The 18,971-nt window shown below is 41.0% G+C and carries 21 protein-coding genes and 1 pseudogene; 7 read left to right on the top strand and 15 right to left on the bottom strand.

Translation table 11 applies throughout. The features are described from left to right. Positions 1 to 2: 2 nt before the first annotated feature. Positions 3 to 1,121 (bottom strand): GPR endopeptidase, encoded by a 1,119-nt coding sequence (gene gpr / locus LQ203_RS02220; protein ID WP_230155236.1) that lies wholly within the window; start codon positions 1,119 to 1,121, stop codon positions 3 to 5. 274 nt (positions 1,122 to 1,395) lie between these two features. On the opposite strand from gpr, the gene rpsT reads away from it, so the two are divergent. Then, positions 1,396 to 1,662 (top strand): 30S ribosomal protein S20, encoded by a 267-nt coding sequence (gene rpsT / locus LQ203_RS02215; RefSeq protein WP_034308554.1) that lies wholly within the window; start codon positions 1,396 to 1,398, stop codon positions 1,660 to 1,662. Between the two features lie 91 nt (positions 1,663 to 1,753). Here the strand turns inward: rpsT and holA are convergent, their stop codons facing one another. Next, on the bottom strand, positions 1,754 to 2,767 hold the full coding sequence (holA, locus tag LQ203_RS02210; protein ID WP_230155234.1) for a DNA polymerase III subunit delta: 1,014 nt from the start codon (positions 2,765 to 2,767) through the stop codon (positions 1,754 to 1,756). A 342-nt stretch (positions 2,768 to 3,109) separates the two neighbouring features. Here holA and LQ203_RS02205 point away from each other — a divergent pair, with 342 nt between their 5' ends. Next, positions 3,110 to 3,244 carry a YqzM family protein gene (locus LQ203_RS02205; RefSeq protein WP_081108861.1) on the top strand — a complete coding sequence of 45 codons (135 nt, stop codon included), beginning with the start codon at positions 3,110 to 3,112 and terminating at the stop codon, positions 3,242 to 3,244. Positions 3,245 to 3,320: 76 nt separating this feature from the next. On the opposite strand, the gene LQ203_RS02200 is transcribed toward LQ203_RS02205, so the two are convergent. The 3 genes from LQ203_RS02200 to LQ203_RS02190 all read right to left on the bottom strand — a co-directional run bounded on the left by LQ203_RS02200 (position 3,321) and on the right by LQ203_RS02190 (position 6,933). Further along, a complete protein-coding gene (locus LQ203_RS02200) occupies positions 3,321 to 5,627 on the bottom strand; it encodes a DNA internalization-related competence protein ComEC/Rec2 (protein WP_230155232.1) in 2,307 nt (768 codons plus the stop codon). A gap of 19 nt (positions 5,628 to 5,646) precedes the next feature. Beyond that, positions 5,647 to 6,207: a ComE operon protein 2 gene (locus LQ203_RS02195; protein ID WP_230155230.1), complete on the bottom strand. Its 561-nt coding sequence runs from the start codon at positions 6,205 to 6,207 to the stop codon at positions 5,647 to 5,649. A gap of 87 nt (positions 6,208 to 6,294) precedes the next feature. Continuing rightward, positions 6,295 to 6,933 (bottom strand): helix-hairpin-helix domain-containing protein, encoded by a 639-nt coding sequence (locus LQ203_RS02190; RefSeq protein ID WP_230155228.1) that lies wholly within the window; start codon positions 6,931 to 6,933, stop codon positions 6,295 to 6,297. A 110-nt stretch (positions 6,934 to 7,043) separates the two neighbouring features. Here LQ203_RS02190 and comER point away from each other — a divergent pair, with 110 nt between their 5' ends. Continuing rightward, positions 7,044 to 7,874 (top strand): late competence protein ComER, encoded by an 831-nt coding sequence (comER, locus tag LQ203_RS02185; protein ID WP_290370506.1) that lies wholly within the window; start codon positions 7,044 to 7,046, stop codon positions 7,872 to 7,874. A gap of 103 nt (positions 7,875 to 7,977) precedes the next feature. Here comER and LQ203_RS02180 read toward each other — a convergent pair whose 3' ends face one another. Genes LQ203_RS02180 through LQ203_RS02145 form a run of 8 tightly spaced genes read right to left on the bottom strand, consistent with a single transcriptional unit; the run spans position 7,978 to position 12,993 of the window. After that, the gene (locus tag LQ203_RS02180; protein ID WP_230155226.1) at positions 7,978 to 8,721 is read right to left on the bottom strand and encodes a class I SAM-dependent methyltransferase; all 744 of its coding nucleotides are present in this window, start codon (positions 8,719 to 8,721) and stop codon (positions 7,978 to 7,980) included. Continuing rightward, positions 8,718 to 9,074: a ribosome silencing factor gene (gene rsfS, locus LQ203_RS02175; protein WP_101222622.1), complete on the bottom strand. Its 357-nt coding sequence runs from the start codon at positions 9,072 to 9,074 to the stop codon at positions 8,718 to 8,720. The genes LQ203_RS02180 and rsfS overlap by 4 nt, the downstream gene beginning before the upstream one ends. Further along, positions 9,074 to 9,646: a bis(5'-nucleosyl)-tetraphosphatase (symmetrical) YqeK gene (gene yqeK, locus LQ203_RS02170; protein ID WP_230155224.1), complete on the bottom strand. Its 573-nt coding sequence runs from the start codon at positions 9,644 to 9,646 to the stop codon at positions 9,074 to 9,076. The genes rsfS and yqeK overlap by 1 nt, the downstream gene beginning before the upstream one ends. Continuing rightward, positions 9,636 to 10,205 carry a nicotinate-nucleotide adenylyltransferase gene (locus tag LQ203_RS02165; protein ID WP_230155222.1) on the bottom strand — a complete coding sequence of 190 codons (570 nt, stop codon included), beginning with the start codon at positions 10,203 to 10,205 and terminating at the stop codon, positions 9,636 to 9,638. The genes yqeK and LQ203_RS02165 overlap by 11 nt, the downstream gene beginning before the upstream one ends. An 11-nt stretch (positions 10,206 to 10,216) precedes the next feature. Then, a complete protein-coding gene (gene yhbY / locus LQ203_RS02160; protein ID WP_230155220.1) occupies positions 10,217 to 10,507 on the bottom strand; it encodes a ribosome assembly RNA-binding protein YhbY in 291 nt (96 codons plus the stop codon). After that, entirely contained in the window at positions 10,501 to 11,343 is an 843-nt protein-coding gene (gene aroE / locus LQ203_RS02155; RefSeq protein ID WP_230155217.1) for a shikimate dehydrogenase, read from the bottom strand. Before aroE ends, yhbY begins: the two co-directional genes overlap by 7 nt. Before the next feature lie 22 nt (positions 11,344 to 11,365). Next, positions 11,366 to 12,490 (bottom strand): ribosome biogenesis GTPase YqeH, encoded by a 1,125-nt coding sequence (gene yqeH / locus LQ203_RS02150; RefSeq protein WP_230155216.1) that lies wholly within the window; start codon positions 12,488 to 12,490, stop codon positions 11,366 to 11,368. Then, positions 12,472 to 12,993, bottom strand: coding sequence for a YqeG family HAD IIIA-type phosphatase (locus LQ203_RS02145; RefSeq protein ID WP_230155214.1), 522 nt, complete (start codon positions 12,991 to 12,993; stop codon positions 12,472 to 12,474). The genes yqeH and LQ203_RS02145 overlap by 19 nt, the downstream gene beginning before the upstream one ends. A 465-nt stretch (positions 12,994 to 13,458) precedes the next feature. Between LQ203_RS02145 and LQ203_RS02140 the strand changes: the two genes are divergently transcribed. After that, entirely contained in the window at positions 13,459 to 13,599 is a 141-nt protein-coding gene (locus LQ203_RS02140; protein WP_034311351.1) for a sporulation histidine kinase inhibitor Sda, read from the top strand. 68 nt (positions 13,600 to 13,667) lie between these two features. Here the strand turns inward: LQ203_RS02140 and LQ203_RS02135 are convergent, their stop codons facing one another. Continuing rightward, on the bottom strand, positions 13,668 to 14,453 hold the full coding sequence (locus LQ203_RS02135) for a phosphatidylserine decarboxylase (RefSeq protein ID WP_230155212.1): 786 nt from the start codon (positions 14,451 to 14,453) through the stop codon (positions 13,668 to 13,670). 136 nt (positions 14,454 to 14,589) lie between these two features. Between LQ203_RS02135 and pssA the strand changes: the two genes are divergently transcribed. Together pssA and LQ203_RS02125 are read left to right on the top strand one after the other, a co-directional pair. Beyond that, the gene (gene pssA / locus LQ203_RS02130) at positions 14,590 to 15,129 is read left to right on the top strand and encodes a CDP-diacylglycerol--serine O-phosphatidyltransferase (protein ID WP_230155210.1); all 540 of its coding nucleotides are present in this window, start codon (positions 14,590 to 14,592) and stop codon (positions 15,127 to 15,129) included. 279 nt (positions 15,130 to 15,408) lie between these two features. Then, positions 15,409 to 16,370: pseudogene (locus LQ203_RS02125) on the top strand (transposase). Between the two features lie 168 nt (positions 16,371 to 16,538). Here LQ203_RS02125 and LQ203_RS02120 read toward each other — a convergent pair. Beyond that, positions 16,539 to 18,329 carry a M3 family oligoendopeptidase gene (locus LQ203_RS02120; protein WP_230155208.1) on the bottom strand — a complete coding sequence of 597 codons (1,791 nt, stop codon included), beginning with the start codon at positions 18,327 to 18,329 and terminating at the stop codon, positions 16,539 to 16,541. A gap of 161 nt (positions 18,330 to 18,490) precedes the next feature. Between LQ203_RS02120 and LQ203_RS02115 the strand changes: the two genes are divergently transcribed. Then, the gene (locus LQ203_RS02115; RefSeq protein ID WP_230155206.1) at positions 18,491 to 18,793 is read left to right on the top strand and encodes a hypothetical protein; all 303 of its coding nucleotides are present in this window, start codon (positions 18,491 to 18,493) and stop codon (positions 18,791 to 18,793) included. Positions 18,794 to 18,971: the final 178 nt, after the last annotated feature.

Genomic DNA, 18,971 nt, shown 5'->3' with positions numbered 1-18,971 from the left:
ATTTAACGGGTGTAGTAGCCAGTATTTTCTTGATTTATTGAGTTATGCAACGCTGCATTCAACCCATTAGCTATCAAATTGGCCATATCCTCAATGAAAACATCCACTTCTTTCGGTGTAACCATTAAATTTTGACCGAGCGGTGACAGCACCTCATAAATCAATTTCCGCTTCTCTTCATCAGGGAGGACACCTATCATTCCCATGAAGGTTTGGCGTTCCTTCTCCCCTGGCATATCTTCATCGGTCAGCTTTGTACGCTTTCCAAAACTGAATCCGGCGGGAGCCAACGAACGTGATGGTCTGTCCCCTTCATTCATTTCCTTGCCAAAATGCTTCAAAATATAATCAATCGTATCGCTAGCAATCGCTACAGCATCAACGACGGTAGGTATCCCAATGGCTATTACAGGAACTCCCAGTGTATCCTGACTTATTTCCTTTCGTTTATTACCTACACCAGAGCCAGGATGAATGCCTGTATCCGTAATTTGAATCGTTGAGTTTACACGATCGATCGAACGGGCAGCCAAAGCATCAACGACGATCAGGAAATCGGGGTTACTTTTCTCAATGACACCTTTTATGATGTCACTCGTTTCAATTCCTGTAATTCCCATCACGCCTGGAGAAATAGCACTGACTGGCCGATACCCTTCCTTAACGGACTCCGGCTGCAACTCGAACAAATGCCTCGTGACTACAAGGTTCTCAACGACTGCAGGCCCCAGGGCATCAGGAGTAACATTCCAATTACCCAGTCCGACAACTAAACAACTGCTTTCCTTGGTGATTTTATTCCGTTTTAAGAAATAAGCCAGTTCATCGGCAAACACCTTTTCTACCCTCTGCTGCGTATCCGTATCCTGCTGACGGATCCCCTGGACTTCGATAGTTAAATAACTGCCCTGTTTTTTACCAATTTCTTTTTCCCCCTCCGCCGTGACTTCGACTAAGGATACCTTCAGATCATCCACATCTTTTTCCTTAATGATGACCCCTTCAATATGGGATACATCCACTTCCTCAACAACACCTTTATGTTCAAGGGCAATTTCCTTTGCTTCAATCGCCAAATCTGTTCGAATTCCGTATTTACTAAGATCCAAATGTTTTTCCATAGCGCCCTCCTGCTGTTTGAATTGTATCTAATCTAGTAATTTCACTAGTCTCTCTTAAACATTCTGTCGTTTTTGCTTTTTTATTATTCATTTTTTTGGTACAATCAATTATGACGAGATGAATTTATTCCAGAAATTATAATTCCTTTTCGATTCTCAATCTGAAGTATTGCATATTCATGAGCAGTCTGATAGAATATCACTTGTGCTATTTGATATGGATTTGAAAAGTCGAGTTCATATAATCTCGATTTCTTTGTAGGAGGTGAACGGAATGCCAAACATTAAATCTGCTATTAAACGTGTGAAAATCAACGACAAAAAACGCGTTCATAACATTACTGTTAGATCAACTATGCGTACTACAGTGAAAAACGCTGAAGTTGCATTAGCTGGTGAAAACGTTGAAGCTGCTAAAGAAGCTCTTTTAACAGCTGCTGTAAAATTAGACAAAGCTGCATCTAAAGGATTAATCCATAAAAATGCGGCAGCCCGTAAAAAATCTCGTTTAGCGAAAAGACTTAACGCTCTTAACGCATAATGACAAAAAAATAAACGATCCAATAGGATCGTTTTTTTTGTGCGTGTTTTTTCGTGTAAAAAAAGGTGACAGTGTATCTGTCACCTTTTTTTTATCTAATTTTTAAGAGCAGCAACTCAAGCGTTATCGCCTTATCGGCTTGCCCAGTCTTCATTTTATAATCTGCCTCCGCTAAGTCATTCATGATGCTCAACAGCTCGCGTTCCTGGAATTTCCCCGTCTTTTCAAGTGCCAGCTTTACCCTGTATGGGTGCACCTTTAATTGTCCTGCAATTTTTTGCTGGCTATATCCTTGTCGAGAAAGCTCCTTCACTTGATACATTAACCTGACCTGTCCCGCCATAACGCTCAATATCTTAATCGGCTCTTCATTCTGGCGGAGAAGATCATGTAAAATCGTCATGGCGCTCTCCATCTTCCGCTGTAATACATGATCAACAAGCGTGAATATATTTTGCTCCAGGGATTTAGCGACTAGCTTTTCCACAACATCGACTGTTATGTGTTTATCAGCTTCTACATAAAGCACCATTTTATCCAGTTCATTCGTCAGCATCATCAAATTCGTTCCTGCAAGTTCAAGTAAAAGCTCTGTGGCCTGTTCATCTATTTGGACCGAAGAAGCTTCAACCCGCTCCTTCACCCACCCCTTTAACTCATGGTCCCCAAGCTTCTTCGCTTCAACGAGAACCGCTTTACGCTTCAGTTCCTTGGTGATTTTTTTCCGTTCATCCAGTTTTTCATAAGGAGCGGTTAATACAACAATAGAATAAGGAACAGGATCAGCCAAATATGCTTCAAGTCTTTTCACATTATGTTCAACTCTCGACTTCGTTTTTTCAGCTGTCAAAAAAAATGGGTTTTGCATGAATACAAGACGTCTTTCCCCGATAAATGGAAGGGTCTCGACATCTTCAAGCGCTGTTTCAACAGGCGTCTCTTCTAAATCAAATTGTGAAAAGTTAAAATCCATCTCATCCTCGTGAAGGATATTCTCAATCAATAGCTGCTTCGTTTCATTAATTAGATAGGCTTCCGTTCCATACAACAAGTATACTGGCGCGAATTGCCCTTTTTTTATGCTTTTCCATACGTCTAATACCAATAGAATCCGCCTCTTTTTTATGTATTCTTCTCTAATGGTATAGGTGGATGGACCATTTGACAAGCTATAAAGGGAACTAGCCCCCTAAAGGACTAGTTCCGGATCTATATGAACACTTTCAAGGAAGGCCCGGGTAATCTCCCTTGAAAGCGGGTAAAGTATTCATGTAGAACATAAATTGAGCTTTTCTTTTTTGCTTGCTTTGTTTGTACCTTTATTTTGACCTCAAAGTCCCAAACTATTTGTGACAACTCTTGTCAGTAAAGGAAATGAAGTAATGCAGCCGGTAGATTTTTTTTTGGTAATGTTTTATACTATTAGCAGAAATAGGAGGGGTAAATAATGAACGAATTCGAAAAGAATGTCCAATCAAAGACAGATGACGTCGCTGATTCCGCTATGGGATTCATCGGTTCTTTTGTATTCTTCGCTGCCATGTTCACCATAGCTGTCGTCATTAAAGCTGTCGGATCCTGATTTCATTTTAAACATGCACTTATTTTTCCGGAAGGAGGCTGCCGTTGCAGTCTCTTTCTTTTTGATTTTCTACATACTATGGAAGAGTCTTTCGAAAGGTTCCTTTCCTTTTGTAAAACTTGTAAATAATAGAACCATCTTCATCCGTCCTGAACACCCGTGTGCCATTTTCCTCCAGATTCCTGATTACGTCTCCGTGAGGGTGCCCGTATCTATTATCTTTTCCAACTGAAATAAGCGCAGCTCTTGGCTTTACCTGTTCAAGAAAGGAGGAGGAAGAAGATGTCTTGCTCCCATGGTGACCAACCTTCAAGATATCCGCCTGTATCTGTGGAAAAGTGTCCAAAAATCCCCTTTCCCCCTCTTCCTCCATATCTCCCGTTAATAACCATGACAATCCCCCAAGCTCTGCGTATATGACTATGGACGAATCATTTTTATTTTCTTCTTTTTCATGAGGATCTAGAACGGAAAACCGCGCTCCGCCCATTACCCATTGGTCTCCCCTTTTCATGACCGTTATCTTCATCTTTTTCTCTCTTGCCCTTGACACAAAATCCAAGTCTCGAAAATGCTCTTCATTCCAGCCTCCAATCACGATTTCCTCCACTTTGAAATGATCAATTAATTCTTTTGCACTGCCCACATGATCTGCATCCGCATGAGTTAAAATCAGTTTGTCCAATTGGTGAATTCCCTTACTTTTCAATAAAGGAATAATGATATCTTCCGCCGTATTGAACTTCTTTCGCTTTTTTGCCCATGTTTCGATGGGGAATGTAATTTGACCGCCCGTATCGATCAAATAATTTCCGCGGTTGAACGGCAGGATAATCAAAATGGAGTCACCTTGTCCGACATCGATCATTTGTACTTCACCAAAGGGAGAAAGCTTTTGCAAATTATATTGAAAAAGTAAAAGAACCATCATAATTCCCCACCAGATTTTACTTTTATCAAAAGATTCTTCCCAATTCAGATATAATCCTAAAAGGGTAATAACAAGAAATATCATCATGATGAAATGTGGTTTTCCAAATGAAATGGAGGATAGGGGCAAGTTCGCTGCTGCATCTGCGGCTTTATTAGAGAGTATGAAGGTGAAGTTCAATATCGATAGAAGGGGCTGTCCGATGGAAGGCATCAATAAATGAATAAAGAGGGAAATCAGTGACAAAGGAAGCAAAATGATGGAATAAAGCGGCACATACAATACGTTCAAGAACACTCCAAGAAAAGATACTTCAAAAAAGTGAAAAAGCAAAATTGGAAGTGCTGACAATTGGCAGATTGAACTGATGATGAAAAGCTGCATCGTTTTTTGGGAATAATATGAGAAAATGCGTGAAGACATGATGATTGAAAAAGTGACCGCAAATGAAAGTTGAAAACCTATATCATAGAGCATATTAGGTTGAAAAAATATCAATGCCATATAAACCGCTCCGATTGCGGCACCAGCCGAGACTCGTTTCTTGAATAGCAGGAGTAAAAACAATAGCATGGCCATTAAACATGATCTCACCACTGATGGGCTAGCTCCTGTAAGTATCATGTAAACCGGAAGGAAGATTAGGATGGCCACCGTCATCCTTTCCCGTGTAATTCCAATCCGGATGCCAAGATAAAATAACAACCCCGTTAAAAAACTGACATGAAGGCCAGAGATCGCCAGTAAATGCACCAGACTAAGTTGCTGATAATTAGTAAGGTCATTTGCATCAATATATGTCTGGTCACCGAAAACGAGAGCTGTGACGAAACCACTCGATTCTTCCGGAAAGTGTTCTCTAATATAAGCAATTCCCTTCATGCGCAGATTACGAATCGAAACGACCATCGAATTTCCATCCACAACGCATTCTTGAAATGAAATGGAATCAGCTTTAAATATCCAATGGGTGCCTTGCCGCAAAAGATAACGCTGATAATCGAATCCGTTTTCATTCCTGTGTTTGTCGGGAATTTGCAAGTTCCCTTCGGCCCGACAGGATAAGCCGATTTGCAGTAGCCTGCTCAGATTTTCCTTTTCTTGTTCGGTGGTAATTTTATAACGAAGCATTAGCCGTTCGCCTCGCTCACTTTCGATGAATCCTTTCAATGCATTTCCATCTATATTCGGTTGGTGGGTAAATGTGATGATAAAGTCGCTTTCCGATCCAGTATAGACGGTGTTGTTTCGATGATCAGCTAAGGTGGCGGCACCTAAAAAAATTGCCATGACCACTAAATGCAGGCTAAGTGCCTTCACACTCAACCCGACCGTATAATAAAGGAAACAAAGAAAAATAAGGATAACGATTAGAAACCTTACATTAAAAAATGAATGGGCCGAAACTCCAAATGTTGCCGAAATGGCTAGTAAGAGAAGGTGTCTGGCCATGCCTGCCCTCCCGTCCAATTTAATTACCGAATATCTGCTTTGCCTGCCTTTCCAGCTCCAATACTGCTTCACTTTCCATTCCTGAATGTTTAAGTTGGGCTAGCAATGAATGCACAAAGTCCAGTTTTTCTTTTCCGTTAACATCGATGGCCCCTTTCGATTCAACCTTTTCGGTCTTGACACCAGCCTGCTTGAATAATTCAAGAGCATATGGATGATTTTTGTAATCCTCCGCATAATAAACAGCTTTGATTCCAGCTTGGATGAGTGATTTACAGCATTGAAGGCATGGAAAATGCGTTACATATATTTCTGCCTTATCAGTAGGCACCCCGAATTTCGCACATTGCAATAGTGCATTCATTTCGGCATGTATCGTTCTGACACAATGGTTATCAATGACATAACACCCCTCATCAATACAGTGCGTCCCTCCTGCAATGGATCCATTATATCCTCCAGCAATGATTCGGTTATCCCTGACGATCGTCGCGCCGACAGTGAGGCGTGTGCATGTGCTCCTTAAAGCTAATAAATGGCTTTGCGCCATAAAATATTGATCCCAACTAATTCTGTTCATGTTGTTATCCCCAATCCCCTATTTCGGTTGAATGATTTTCTTCAATTTTACCCTCTTCTTGTCCTTTTGTGTAGCCTATTCAATCATTCATTTCACCGAAATGGAAGCCTGTAACCTTTCAAATGTTTTATCGCCGATCCCCGATACCTTCTTCAAGTCATCAACCTGCTCGAATTTCCCTACCGTTTCCCTATACTCCAAGATCGCGGCCGCTTTGGATGGTCCAATTCCCGTCAGGGTCTCCAGCTCTTCCTGGGTAGCCGTGTTCAAGTTCACCTGCCCACTTGACGTCCCTAGTGAAGCAGAGCCAGATGAAGCGACTTGTATATTCTCCGTTATTCCCCCGTCTTCTTCACCTACTTCCGGTACATAAATGACCATTTGGTCCTCGACAATTTGGGCAAAATTCACTTTATTCTTATCGGCCCTGTCCGTAAAACTGCCCGCAGCCGAAATCAAATCGATTACCCTGTCACCCGCCTGGGCAGTAAATACGCCTGGGGCCAGTACCGCTCCTTTTACATCGACTTTAATGATAGGAGGTTCTTCATCGATTTCACTTTCACTTTGTTCCATTCCATCCTTTTTTGCAGAAACGGCAAATATATCTTCCGGCTGCGGATTAACCGGATCCTTTCCTGGTTGCAAAAAAAAGTAAATCGCCGCTACTACAGTTGCCATTGCAGCGGCTGTCATCACCATTTTCTTTTTTGAAATTCCATCCATTTCTTTGCCTCCTTGCTAGATATCGGATAATACATTGTCATAGGACAGATTAAAAATACATAGTGTTTTTAGGAGAATCAATCGCTTTAAGAGAGAGGAGTTGATCGGCATTGAAGAAAATCGGTGTAATTGGAACCGGCAATATGGGTACCATCTTAATTGAGGCTTGGCTGGAGGCAAAAAAATTGAATCCGGCAGATTTATTGATAACGAACCGAACACTTTCCAAAGCATTAATGCTGAAAGAAAAGCACCCAGGTATCGAGGTTGCAAAAAGCGCAGTCGAAATAGCCCAACAAGCGGACTTTATTTTTATCTGTGTAAAACCATTACAAATTGATAGCCTATTACAGGGCATCAAACATCATATAAAAAAAGAACAACTACTTATCTCCATTACAAGTCCGCTTTCAGTCTCTCAGCTTGAATCGGCAGTGAGTGCCCCTTGTGCCCGTTTTATCCCTAGCATAACGAACCGTGTGGGTTCAGGGGTATCATTACTAAGCTTTGGAAAAAGCTGCAGTGTGGAGACAAAGTCTTCTTTATATGATTTGGCATCCGCCATATCGGCACCGGTCATCATTGAAAATGATATCACCCGGGTCTCTTCCGACATCGTCAGCTGCGGTCCGGCTTTCTTTAGCTATTTAGCACAAGCTTTTATTGACGCGGCCTGCCAAACGACGAAGATAGACAAGGAAACCGCTACGACTTTGACTGAGAACATGCTGATAGGCTTAGGGGAACTACTTGGGAAGGGAGTTTATACATTGCCGGCCTTACAGGAAAAGGTGTGTGTAAAGGGTGGAATAACAGGTGAGGGGATCAAGGTTTTAGAAGCTGAAACCGGGGAAATGTTCCATCATCTTTTTCAAGCGACACATGAAAAGTTTGCTGAAGATCTTCACGAAGTTGAAAAGCAGTTCGGCCATCCTTATTAATATTCGTAATCTATATCTATTTTCCTTCTTAATATAAAAAAAAGAAGAGGTCAGACCTCCACTCGTACGCGTGATGTACGAACGGAGATTCTTGACCTCTTCATTATTTACTGGCTACAAACAAGATTCTTTCGGTTTCCGTTACAAGCGGTGCTTCTTCAAGATCCGCCAGTAGTTCAGAAACCGTAAAACCTGCTTGCTGCAGCCACTTTTTATATTGTTCAACTGGATAGGTCCGTTGATAATGCAACTCATCAAAACGGTCATACAGACCACTTTCATCGTCCCTTACAAAAAAACTTAAATCATGTTCCACACTGTAAGGTTCTTCACCCGGGAAACAGTCCCAGATATAAGATACTTCTTCATCATTGACCGCAAACGTATGATTTTGAAAGACTTTTTCCATTTTATAAATGGAATGGACATCAAACAAAAATAATCCGCCATCCTTCAAATGCTCATGAACCCGGTTAAACGTTTTAACTATATCCGCTTCGTCACGAAGGTAGTTCAACGAATCACAAAAAATCGTGACACAGTCAAATTGACCAAGTCCCTCGAGTTCTGCCATATTCTGTTGGAAAAGAGGAATCGATAATCCAAGCTTGACCGCTTTTTCATTGGCAACCAGAAGCATTTCATCCGATAAATCCACGCCCGTGACTTCAAATCCGTGTTGCGCCAATTCAACGGTCATTTCCCCGGTTCCACACGCTAAATCCAGGACCTTCCTTCCGTCAATTCCGTACTGCTCCAGCTTCGCCGTAAGGATCACCAGCCATTTTTCATAGGGAGCGTCCTTCATCAATTCATCGTATACATAGGCAAAGCGTTCGTAGGTCATGTAGTCAGTTCACTCTCTAGATCCTCAAAAGGTGCATCTCCCCATAAACGTTCGAGGTTATAATAGTTTCTTTCATCCTTATGGAAAATGTGGGCCACTACATCGCCAAGATCCACTAGCACCCATTTCGCTTCGTCAAAACCTTCAAGGCGTTTTACATTGATTCCTGATTCATCAGCTTTGCTCTTCATTTCACGAGCTATGGCTTGAACTTGTTTTTCAGAATTACCGTGACAGATTAAAAAGTAATCCGCGACAAGGGATATCCCTTGCATGTTCAGTGCTACGATATCTTCGGCCCTTTTATCATCCGCCGCTTTTGCTGCAATTACAAGAAGTTCACGTTCAGTCATTACATCTTCTCCTTCAAATTCATGATCAAATCATTATATGTCTTAAATGTGTCAGGGTAAATTGCCTGATTTCTTTTCATTAAAAAAACAACTGTATTCCTTAAAGCCTGGATGACAGCATGGTCCAAATTTTGCTTGGCAGTCTGCCTGACTTCATCGACTCCGGGAAAAGAACGTCCGGGCTCAATATAGTCAGCAAGATATACGACCTTATCCAATAGGCTCATGCCAACCCTGCCGGACGTATGATAGGCAATCGCATCCAATATTTCAACGTCGGTGATACCTGCTTCCTTTTTCACGAGATAAGCCCCGACAGGAGCATGCCACAACTCCATATTATATTGGAGTAAATCCGGCGCCATGTTTTCAGAGATTATAATTTGCTCCATTTCCTCTTTCGGACGAAATTTTGCATAATCATGGAAAATTGCTGCCAGTTCCGCTTTTTTGACGTCAGCTCCATACATTTCGGCAAGTTCAATGGCTGATTCTACAACACCTAAAGTATGAATGTACCTGCGCTCGGTTATTTGCTCCTTGACCAGCGCCAATGCTTTCTCACGATTCATATAAACCATTCCCTTTAATATACTTCACCACTGGATCTGCTATTAAATATTTCACGGTTTTTCCCGTTCTTAACTTCCTGCGTATCATGGAAGATGATATGAACATCTGCGGGACTTTTACCATCGTGATTGGGTATACGGTCTTTTCATTATAGCCAGGGCGCTTCACCCCGACGAAATTGACCAGGTCCATCAGTTCTTCAATACGGTGCCAATTAGGTAAATACTCAATCATATCTGCGCCAATTATGAAATAGAACTCATTGGTTGGCTCAAGTTCTTTCAGCAATTTTATCGTATCATACGTATAAGATGTGCCTTTTCTTTCTATTTCAATACCCTCAATATAAAAAGATGGGTTTCCGGCTATCGCGTTTTCCAACATTGCCAGCCTGTCCATATCAGTTACTTCCTCCGATTTTTCCTTGTGAGGAGGAACATGATTTGGCATGAATCTAATTTCATCTAGCTCAAGAGCGTCCAGCACTTCATTCGCTATAATTAAATGACCGATATGTGGGGGATTGAATGTACCGCCAAGAATTCCAATTTTTTTCATAGATAGGTTCCTTAAGGTAATTTAAGTTGTTTGTTTTCTTTTGATTCTTTATACAGCACAATTGTGTTGCCGATAATCTGAACCAATTCCGCCCTTGCTCCTTTTGATAAAGAAAGTCCCACATCATTGCGGTCCTCTTCACAGTTTTGCAGGATGCTGACCTTGATTATTTCACGTACTTCAAGCGCCTCACCAATTTGCTTGATGAGATTATCATTGACTCCGCCTTTACCAACTTGAAAAATTGGATTCAGGTGATGGGCCTTTGATCGTAAGAATCTTTTTTGTTTTCCTGTTAACATGTGTTACCTCCTAGTTTGTTCAAGACAATATCTGTCATTCTTGCTGTATCCGGCATAATGCCTGTCCATATCTCAAAAGCGAGCGCAGCCTGGTTGATGAACATCCCCAAACCATTTTGCGTTTCCGCCCCTTTTTCCTCCGCTTCACGCAGCAGCTTGGTCTGCAGAGGGTTATAGATGATATCGCTGACGATTGCACCGGTTTTGAGCTGGTCGATCTTCAACGGTGAATGATCCACTTCCGGACTCATCCCAGAAGAAGTCGTTTGGATGATTAAATCATATTGTGATAAGCTTTCTTCCGCTTCGATAATCGAGAGTGCCTTCGATACTTTATCATATGGGCAATCAGAAACAAGTCCGGCCGCTTTTTCCTTTGTCCGATTTGCAATATCAACTTGCTTTACCCCTTCTTTTACAAGGGTAAAATAAATCGCACGCGCAGCACCGCCCGCTCCGATCACTAACGTATTTTTAGCCTTAATGTCACCTGATATTTCATCGCATAAAGATTTGAAAAATCCTTTTCCGTCTGTATTATACCCTATAAATCGACCATTTTTGTTAACAACCGTATTTACAGCCCCAATTGCAAGGGCCAGTTCATCCACTTCATCAAGGAGCGGAATGATGGAAGTCTTATGAGGAATCGTGATGTTAAACCCTTCTATACCAAGGGCTTTCATGCCTTTTACAGCATCGCCCAAACCTTCTTTCGTCACATGAAAATGGTGATAAACCGCTTCTATATTTTCTTTTTCAAATGCATCATTATGAATGTCTGGTGACATTGAATGTGCAATTGGATCTCCCATTACCCCATATATCTTTTTCATAGACTAGACGACCCCTATATATTTAGATTAATGATTTACGAACGATCACATTGACGCCTTTCGGGACATGCGCAACGATTTTCGCTCCCGGCTCATTGACCGTAACCCAGCCAAGACCAGAAAACACAATATCCATTTTACCATCTTTTAAGGAGAATTCATGTGGAATCAACTTCGGAAACTCCTCGATTTGATCAGGACGTGGGGGCGTCAATAATTCCCCGGCATGATTTTCATACAATTCATCGGCATTTTCCAATTTCGTACGGTGGATGTTCAATTCATTTGAAAGGTAGCAAGTCAGTGAACGTCTTCCCCCGGAAACATAATCCAGCCGAGCCAATCCTCCGAAAAATAACGTCTGCCCTTCATTCAATTGATACACCCTCGGTTTGATTTCCTTCTTAGGCATAATCACCTTGAAATCCCGTTTGTCCACATAATGAGCCATTTGATGATGATTAATGATTCCTGGTGTATCGATCAATGCCTGTCCATCATCCAAAGGAATCTCAATCATATCCAAAGTTGTGCCTGGGAAGTGGGATGTCGTAATGATATCACCTTCTCCACTCACTGCTTTTATAAGTCGGTTTATGAAAGTCGATTTACCTACATTCGTACAGCCCACGACATAGACATCCTTTCCTCTGCGATACCGTTCAATCGCATCAGCCGCTTCCAGTACGTGCTTTCCCTTTTCTGCACTGACAAGCAGGACATCAACCGGGTTTAGCCCCAGCTCCTTCGACGATTTCTTCATCCAATTAATCAATTTGTTCGGTTTTACTGATTTAGGCAATAAGTCGACCTTATTACCAATGAGAAGAACATCATTTCTTCCAACAAATCGATGTAGGCCCGGAAGCCAGCTTCCATTGAAATCAAAAATATCGACGATTTTGACGATTAAGGAATCGGTTTCGCCTACTTTATTCAAGATTTTCAAGAAGTCATCGTCTGTTAAGGATACATCTTGAACTTCGTTATAATGTTTCAATTTAAAGCAGCGCTGACAAACGATGCTCTCTTTTTCCAGAGCTGATTGAGGCGCAAAGCCCAACTCCTTCGGATCTTCCGTCTGGACCTTCACGCCACACCCGATGCATACTAATTCTTGATGATTGTTCAATTGTGATCCTCCCATTTTATCATTCCTTTTCGTTTAAAAAACGCCATGATCTTTCTTTCAAAATAACGATTGATTTTCGTTCTGAATTCGTCGGTTTGGGCGACAGGGACCACTAAAATCGTATGAAACCCGCCTCTGTTCCCTCCCAATACATCCGTCAATAACTGATCGCCGATTACCACTGTTTCTTCTAACTTCAGTCCCATCGTCTTACGGGCTTTATGAAAAGCTTTTGCCATCGGTTTCCTAGCCTGATGAATGAACGGAATTTGAAGCGGATCGGAAAATGACCGAACCCGTTTTTCATTATTATTGGACACAATCGTCACTAAAATCCCATGGTCCCGCATATTGTCGAACCATTTGATTAAATCAGGGGTAGCCGTTGGCCTGTCCCATTCAACGAGAGTATTATCCAAATCGGTAATGACTCCCTTAATCCCTCTTTTTTTCAATTCTTGAGGATCTATATTAAAAATGCTTTTAACATGTTCACTCGGCAAAAATAATTTAAGCATAATTGCACCTCTATATTTTCATTAAAATTTACCGTCTCCATCATATCGAATTTCCGGCTTACTTTCAAAAAAAATTAGAAAAGAATGGCTGACGGTAAAAAAACATCATAATGTAAGTTTTCTGATATGGGAAGGCATTTTTTATTAAAGAAGGAGAAATTAGTGGGTCGAACAGAACAAAAGAACTAATTATTCCCAAAAGATTTCGACAAAAAATTCATTTACCCAACCTGTGGATAACTTTACTAACATTTCCCATACTGATGTGCATCATTTCATTCACTTTGTAAACAACTTAACCACAGGTTATCCACTTTCAACTGTGGATAACAGAACGATTGTTCTCCACGTTTATTTCTGATACAGTAGGGGTACATCAAGGATGACTTATCAATATATGCAAGGAAACACCAAACTATTCCTCGCAATTTCTACTGGAGGTGAGCAGCCGTAAGTGGCGTTCTAATGCAAAAACTATCTGATGACCTGTTGCTGGAATCCTATTTTAAAGCGCAGAATTTAAAGTTAAGTACCGATTTCATCCGCCTCATAGAAACGGAAATTCATCGAAGATCCTTAACACATAAAATCCGATCAATATTTTAATATGAAATACATAGGCTGACATCATATGTCAGCCTTCTTATTTTTACTATGTGGTTAAGGTTAAACGGTTAAACGGCTCTCATGTATCCGATTGTTTCACCGACACGGACATCGGCGGGAATGGATAAATTCCCTTCCAGTTCAAAACTGCCTTTTTCAAAAAGAAGGACGACTGTCGAGCCAAAACTGAAATAGGAAAATTCCTGTCCTTTTTCCAATTTATCCGATTCATCAGTAATGACGATCGAATTGATACACATGGCACCAACTTTCACCATTGCCAAATTTCCCGCTTCATTTTGAAGCTCAGTTATTGTGCGATAATTTTTTGACAAAGGCTCTTTTCCATATTTCATCCCCCATTTATTAACGGGGTACGATTTCCTTCCAAGCGTCCAACGTTTGACCACTGAACCCTTGATTGGTGCGTGGATCCTATGGTAATGACTCGGGCTTAAGTATAACACGAGATATTTGCCGCCTAAGTACTTTTCCAAAAATAGCTCATCCCCGACCATTTCCTCCATTGAATATACTTTTCCTTTAACGACGATCTTTTTATCCGTGCGTATTTCCCCTGAATCCTCAAGAACACCATCCACGGGACATGCCACCGCAGACGGGACTGCCGTAATCGGCCTGGCTTCTGCCTTTAATTGCCTTGTAAATAGCTCGTGCAAATTGCTATACGCTTTTATATCCTTTCCAAATTCTTGTTGATTAAGGTTGAATGTTTTTACATATAGTAAAATTAAGTGCCTGCTCCAGCGCGATTGGCTAAAATGCTTTAATAAACCTGATGAATACCTTCCATTCGTCAGTTCAATAAGAATGCGATACAAAGACTGATACAAATAAAACCACTCCAAATTGTAAAATTATTCAAAAATACCTTGCATAAATTGTGTTAAATAAAATATTATTATATAATAAATACTTATGTTTACTATATTTTGTTATTATTTTGTTTCATTTGAAAGGAGTGAGAAGATGTTTTTACTACACGCCCTCGACCAAACCATTAAAAAGTTAAAAGCCCAAACAGCAAATATACTTACGTTAATGAATTTATCCCTTGGTGGATTTGCGATAATTGCCGTGATGCACGGCCAATTGAATTTAAGCCTGCTTTTAATCTTCCTGGCTGCCCTTGCAGATCGCTTTGACGGTATGGTTGCACGGAAGTTCAACATTGAATCGGAATTGGGTAAGCAACTTGATTCCATGTGTGACATCATATCTTTCGGCGTCGCACCAGCTCTATTATTATACCAAGGAATATTAATAGAATTCGGGGCACCTGGCACAATCTTCACCGTTTTCTATATTGGCTGTGGCGCATTTCGCCTTGCCCGCTTCAATATTAGTGAAAACAATGGATATTTTACAGGCGTTCCCATTACGGTTGCCGGCTGCATCGCAACGTTGAGTTATTTGGCCATCCCATATTTCCATCCGGTCTTTTTCTTATCCCTCATGATTATATTATCATTACTTATGGTCAGTCCAATTAAAATGAAGAAAGTTTAAATGGGAAAGCAGATGTCCTAAATGGACATCCGCTCAGACTGTAGCAAACTCGATGAAAATCGAGTTCGCTACAGTCTTTTTTTGCTTTTACAATTTGAACGTTGATTTCCACTCCAGGCACTCGCTTTCCGCGAGCGGTCCGGGAGCCTCCTCGGCTTACGCCTGCGGGGTCTCCCGTAGACGCGCTTATCCCGCTGGAGTCTCGTACCTTCCGTTCCAATCAACTTTGTTATAACTTTAGATAAAACCTCTTTTGCCGACAGTCTTTTTTGTTTTAAAATGGAAGTAATAAAACTTGAAGTGATTATTTTAGATCAATTGGTGCCAGCGAATCATTTGGTTCGTATAATGGAGGCTGCCATTGACTTCTCTTTCATTTATGATTTGGTGAAAAATATGTATTCAGAGGTAGGACGCCTTCAAGATGAAATAAATCAAGATCGTGAAAACCATGAAAAAAAGCCTTTTCCACCGGATAAATTTGATAAGGAAGAAACCAAAGAGATTAAAGAAAGTACAACAGATCCTGAGAGTGGCTATTATGTGAAAGATGAACGAACAAAACAGTTTGCCTATTCATTCCACGCGGCCGCAGACCGCAACGGTTTTGCATTAGGAACGATTGTAACACCTGGAAATACACATGACTGTCATATCTTAGAGCCAATTGTTGAACAAGTGATTGAGAAGGTTGGAAAACCGGAAGCAGTTGCCGCAGATGCAGCTTATAAAACGCCAGCGATTACTAACTACCTATTAAGCAAAGAAATCACACCTGCTTTACCCTATACACATCCTCGTACAAAAGAAGGATTCTTTCGCAAACATGACCATGTTTACTATGAACACTTTGATTGTTACCTTTGCCCTTCGGGCGAAATTTTAAAGTACTCAACAACAAATAAAGAGGGCTATCACGAAAACAAAGTTGTGCAACATGCTCATCTTTATCACGGTGTACAGAAAGCCAAGACCATAAAAAAGTGGTGACACGGCATATCTGGCAAGCTTATGTGGAAGCAGCAGATCATCTGCGTCATCATGAAGATGTAAAACCTATATATGCGAAACGCAAAGAAACAATTGAGCGTGTATTCGCAGATGCAAAAGAAAAGCATGGTATGCGTTGGACTACTTTAAGGGAACTTAAAAAATTGCCGATGCAGGCGATGCTTACTTTCGCTGCCATTAATTTAAAGAAGATGCCCAATTGGACTTGGCAAGGTCCAAAAATGGTCTAAAATATAGAGCTCGAAGAGCCCTCATCTCTCAACCTTTGGCGAAAATTCGCAGGAAATTTCAAAAGGGGTTCGGAATTTTTAATTCCGAACCCCTTTTGTCTACAAACTGAGCGGATGTCCTAAATGGACATCCGCTTTTTTGTTCATATTTACAGCCTGAAACGTATCTTATGCTTTTCGGACAAGGGGATCTGTCAAACGCATGAATTCTTCGACATCCTCCATGCAGGCGTGAACCGCTTCTTCCCAAAAATCCCTGGTCGTCAAATCGACGCCCAAATGTTTCTCCGCCAAATCCTCGACCTTCATTGAGCCTGTATCCTTTAAAAGGGCGATATATTTTTCCTCGAAACCAGCAGGTTCTTTCAGGGCGTTCGCGTATATGCCCAATGAGAATAAGTATCCAAATGTGTACGGAAAATTATAAAATGGGACACCAGTAATATAGAAATGGAGCTTTGAAGCCCAAAACGTTGGATGATAATCACTTAACGCATCACCATAAGCTTCTTTTTGTGCATCCATCATCAGTTCATTCAATCGTTCGGCACTGACATATCCTAGTTTCCTTTCATCATAAAATCTTGTCTCAAATAAAAATCGGGCATGGATATTCATCAATAAGGCTACGGAACGCTGGATTTTATCTTCTAAAAGAACCAGCTTTTCTTCCTCACTCGCCGCTTCCTTCACAGCTGCATCTGAAACGACCATCTCGGCAAACGTAGAAGCAGTTTCAGCCACGTTCATCGCATATGACCGATTCAATGGATGGATTTCCCTCATCGCATAAGAATGGAACGCATGCCCCAATTCATGAGCCAATGTGGACACATTCGAAGGAGTCCCCGAATACGTCATGAAGATTCTGGACTGCTTATTTAATGGGAAGCCCGTGCAAAAACCGCCTGGTCTCTTACCTGGCCTGTCCTCCGCTTCAATCCAGCGGTCTTCAAAAGCTTTTTGAGTGAAGTTTGCTAATTGAGTGCCGAATTTCGAGAATTGCTGCACGATGAAGTCTGCACCTTCTTGATAATCCATTACTTTGGACTCTGCTGTAACAGCGAGCGGTGCATCCAAATCCGCCCAACTTAATTTATCCACATCCAGTAACTCCGCCTTCCTTTGTAAAAATCTTACTAGCGGCTCCTTATGATCGGCTATTACATTCCACATGCTCTCCAGGGTTTCTTTTTTCATCCTCCCGATCTCAAGCGGTTCTTTCAGAATATCATCCCAGCCCCTTTTTTCATTCACACTTAGGCGAAATCCAGCTAAATGATTCAAAGTCCGGGCAAAAAGGTCACTTTTTTCCTCCCATGCCTGTTCCCAAGCAGTAAGCAATTCTTTACGGTCCCTTTTATCGGGTTCAGAAAATTTATTAGCCGCTTGTCCTACAGAAAGCTTTTCACCTTTATAGGAGATGGACATTGAGCCGACGATCGCATCATACATTTGGCTCCAACCCTCGAAACCATCCAATGACAATTGAGTGATTAAAGATTCTTCCTTCACGGATAGCTTTTCCTTTGCTCTATCTCGACGTTCGTTCAATACGAATTTCAATTCATTCAACGGTTCTTTATCGAGGATTTTTTGAAAAAACGCATCATCAAGCTGCAACAACTTTTCATCCAGCTTACTTAACACCATTTTTAGCGAAGCCACAATCTTCATTTGTTTAATTCGCAGCTGACCTGCCTTTTTATCCTGCGCATTTTGAGCTTCCAGGCATCCGATGAAAGCGCTCGCCTGTCTCGATTTCATATTTGTATTTTTAAAAAGATCAAAAGCAGAAATCAAACTGCTTTCATCATTTTCTTCTGAATTAATATGGCTTACAATTCGGTCGAATTCTTGTACCTCTTCATTGATTTCATCTAAAAAAAGCAGGAACTCACTTGAAGAGCTTCCTCCTTTAAAAAAGATATCCAAATCCCATGTCAAAGAATATTTCATCCTGCATTGCCCCCTTTTTATCAATAAACTTATTATAGAGGTTTTTCCAATATTTTTCTAATTAAAAGGAATTTTCAGTATTTTTTAAACATTTTTCTTTTATCCCGCATTAAAAGCATGCTATGATAAATATAATCTTGGGAAAGGGGTGGTCGATTCATATGAAATACTTTATCCACCTGGCTGCCATCATCCTTCTCCTTTGGACTCTGCCCATGCAGTTTCATCATCATGCACAGCAGCTGACCCTTGAAGAACATACCGATGTTCATCACTGGGAAAAGGCCGACAAGAAATTACCTTTGGTCCCTTTCTTCAGTTCCTGGCAGACCATTATCCTTTTTGTTATTTTCGAATTATCCATTTTAAGTTTTCTTTATTTTCACTCAAATCTTCGCCAGCGTTATCTCAGTCCAGTGTTTTTTCAGGCGAATTACGTAGCTACACACTCTGACATTTTATAAAAAATAAAATCGAGGAGTGATTCATATGTGGTTCCGACTAATTATGATAGGGGTCTTTTCTTTAACGGCTTCACGCCTGTTCCTTTTTCAGGGAATCGAGATCTATCACGCATTGGCAGATATGTTCCGAAATAAATATTAAAAAAAAGAGTGCGGGGAAATTTCCCCGCACTCTCTT

Origin of the sequence: Peribacillus sp. Bi96 (genome assembly GCF_918698115.1) — a bacterium.
Taxonomy (GTDB): domain Bacteria; phylum Bacillota; class Bacilli; order Bacillales; family DSM-1321; genus Peribacillus.
The sequence above is the reverse complement of the archived record's forward strand: the minus strand, read 5'-3'. Positions and strand labels throughout refer to the sequence as shown.

Bases quoted from the DNA above. Each gene is read 5' to 3' on its own strand.
- gpr (WP_230155236.1), bottom strand. From the start codon at position 1,121: ATGGAAAAACATTTGGATCTTAGTAAATACGGAATTCGAACAGATTTG.
- rpsT (WP_034308554.1), top strand. From the start codon at position 1,396: ATGCCAAACATTAAATCTGCTATTAAACGTGTGAAAATCAACGACAAA.
- LQ203_RS02205 (WP_081108861.1), top strand. From the start codon at position 3,110: ATGAACGAATTCGAAAAGAATGTCCAATCAAAGACAGATGACGTCGCT.
- LQ203_RS02200 (WP_230155232.1), bottom strand. From the start codon at position 5,627: ATGGCCAGACACCTTCTCTTACTAGCCATTTCGGCAACATTTGGAGTT.
- LQ203_RS02195 (WP_230155230.1), bottom strand. From the start codon at position 6,207: ATGAACAGAATTAGTTGGGATCAATATTTTATGGCGCAAAGCCATTTA.
- LQ203_RS02190 (WP_230155228.1), bottom strand. From the start codon at position 6,933: ATGGATGGAATTTCAAAAAAGAAAATGGTGATGACAGCCGCTGCAATG.
- LQ203_RS02180 (WP_230155226.1), bottom strand. From the start codon at position 8,721: ATGACCTACGAACGCTTTGCCTATGTATACGATGAATTGATGAAGGAC.
- rsfS (WP_101222622.1), bottom strand. From the start codon at position 9,074: ATGACTGAACGTGAACTTCTTGTAATTGCAGCAAAAGCGGCGGATGAT.
- yqeK (WP_230155224.1), bottom strand. From the start codon at position 9,646: ATGAATCGTGAGAAAGCATTGGCGCTGGTCAAGGAGCAAATAACCGAG.
- LQ203_RS02165 (WP_230155222.1), bottom strand. From the start codon at position 10,205: ATGAAAAAAATTGGAATTCTTGGCGGTACATTCAATCCCCCACATATC.
- yhbY (WP_230155220.1), bottom strand. From the start codon at position 10,507: ATGTTAACAGGAAAACAAAAAAGATTCTTACGATCAAAGGCCCATCAC.
- aroE (WP_230155217.1), bottom strand. From the start codon at position 11,343: ATGAAAAAGATATATGGGGTAATGGGAGATCCAATTGCACATTCAATG.
- yqeH (WP_230155216.1), bottom strand. From the start codon at position 12,490: ATGGGAGGATCACAATTGAACAATCATCAAGAATTAGTATGCATCGGG.
- LQ203_RS02145 (WP_230155214.1), bottom strand. From the start codon at position 12,993: ATGCTTAAATTATTTTTGCCGAGTGAACATGTTAAAAGCATTTTTAAT.
- LQ203_RS02140 (WP_034311351.1), top strand. From the start codon at position 13,459: ATGCAAAAACTATCTGATGACCTGTTGCTGGAATCCTATTTTAAAGCG.
- pssA (WP_230155210.1), top strand. From the start codon at position 14,590: ATGTTTTTACTACACGCCCTCGACCAAACCATTAAAAAGTTAAAAGCC.
- LQ203_RS02120 (WP_230155208.1), bottom strand. From the start codon at position 18,329: ATGAAATATTCTTTGACATGGGATTTGGATATCTTTTTTAAAGGAGGA.
- LQ203_RS02115 (WP_230155206.1), top strand. From the start codon at position 18,491: ATGAAATACTTTATCCACCTGGCTGCCATCATCCTTCTCCTTTGGACT.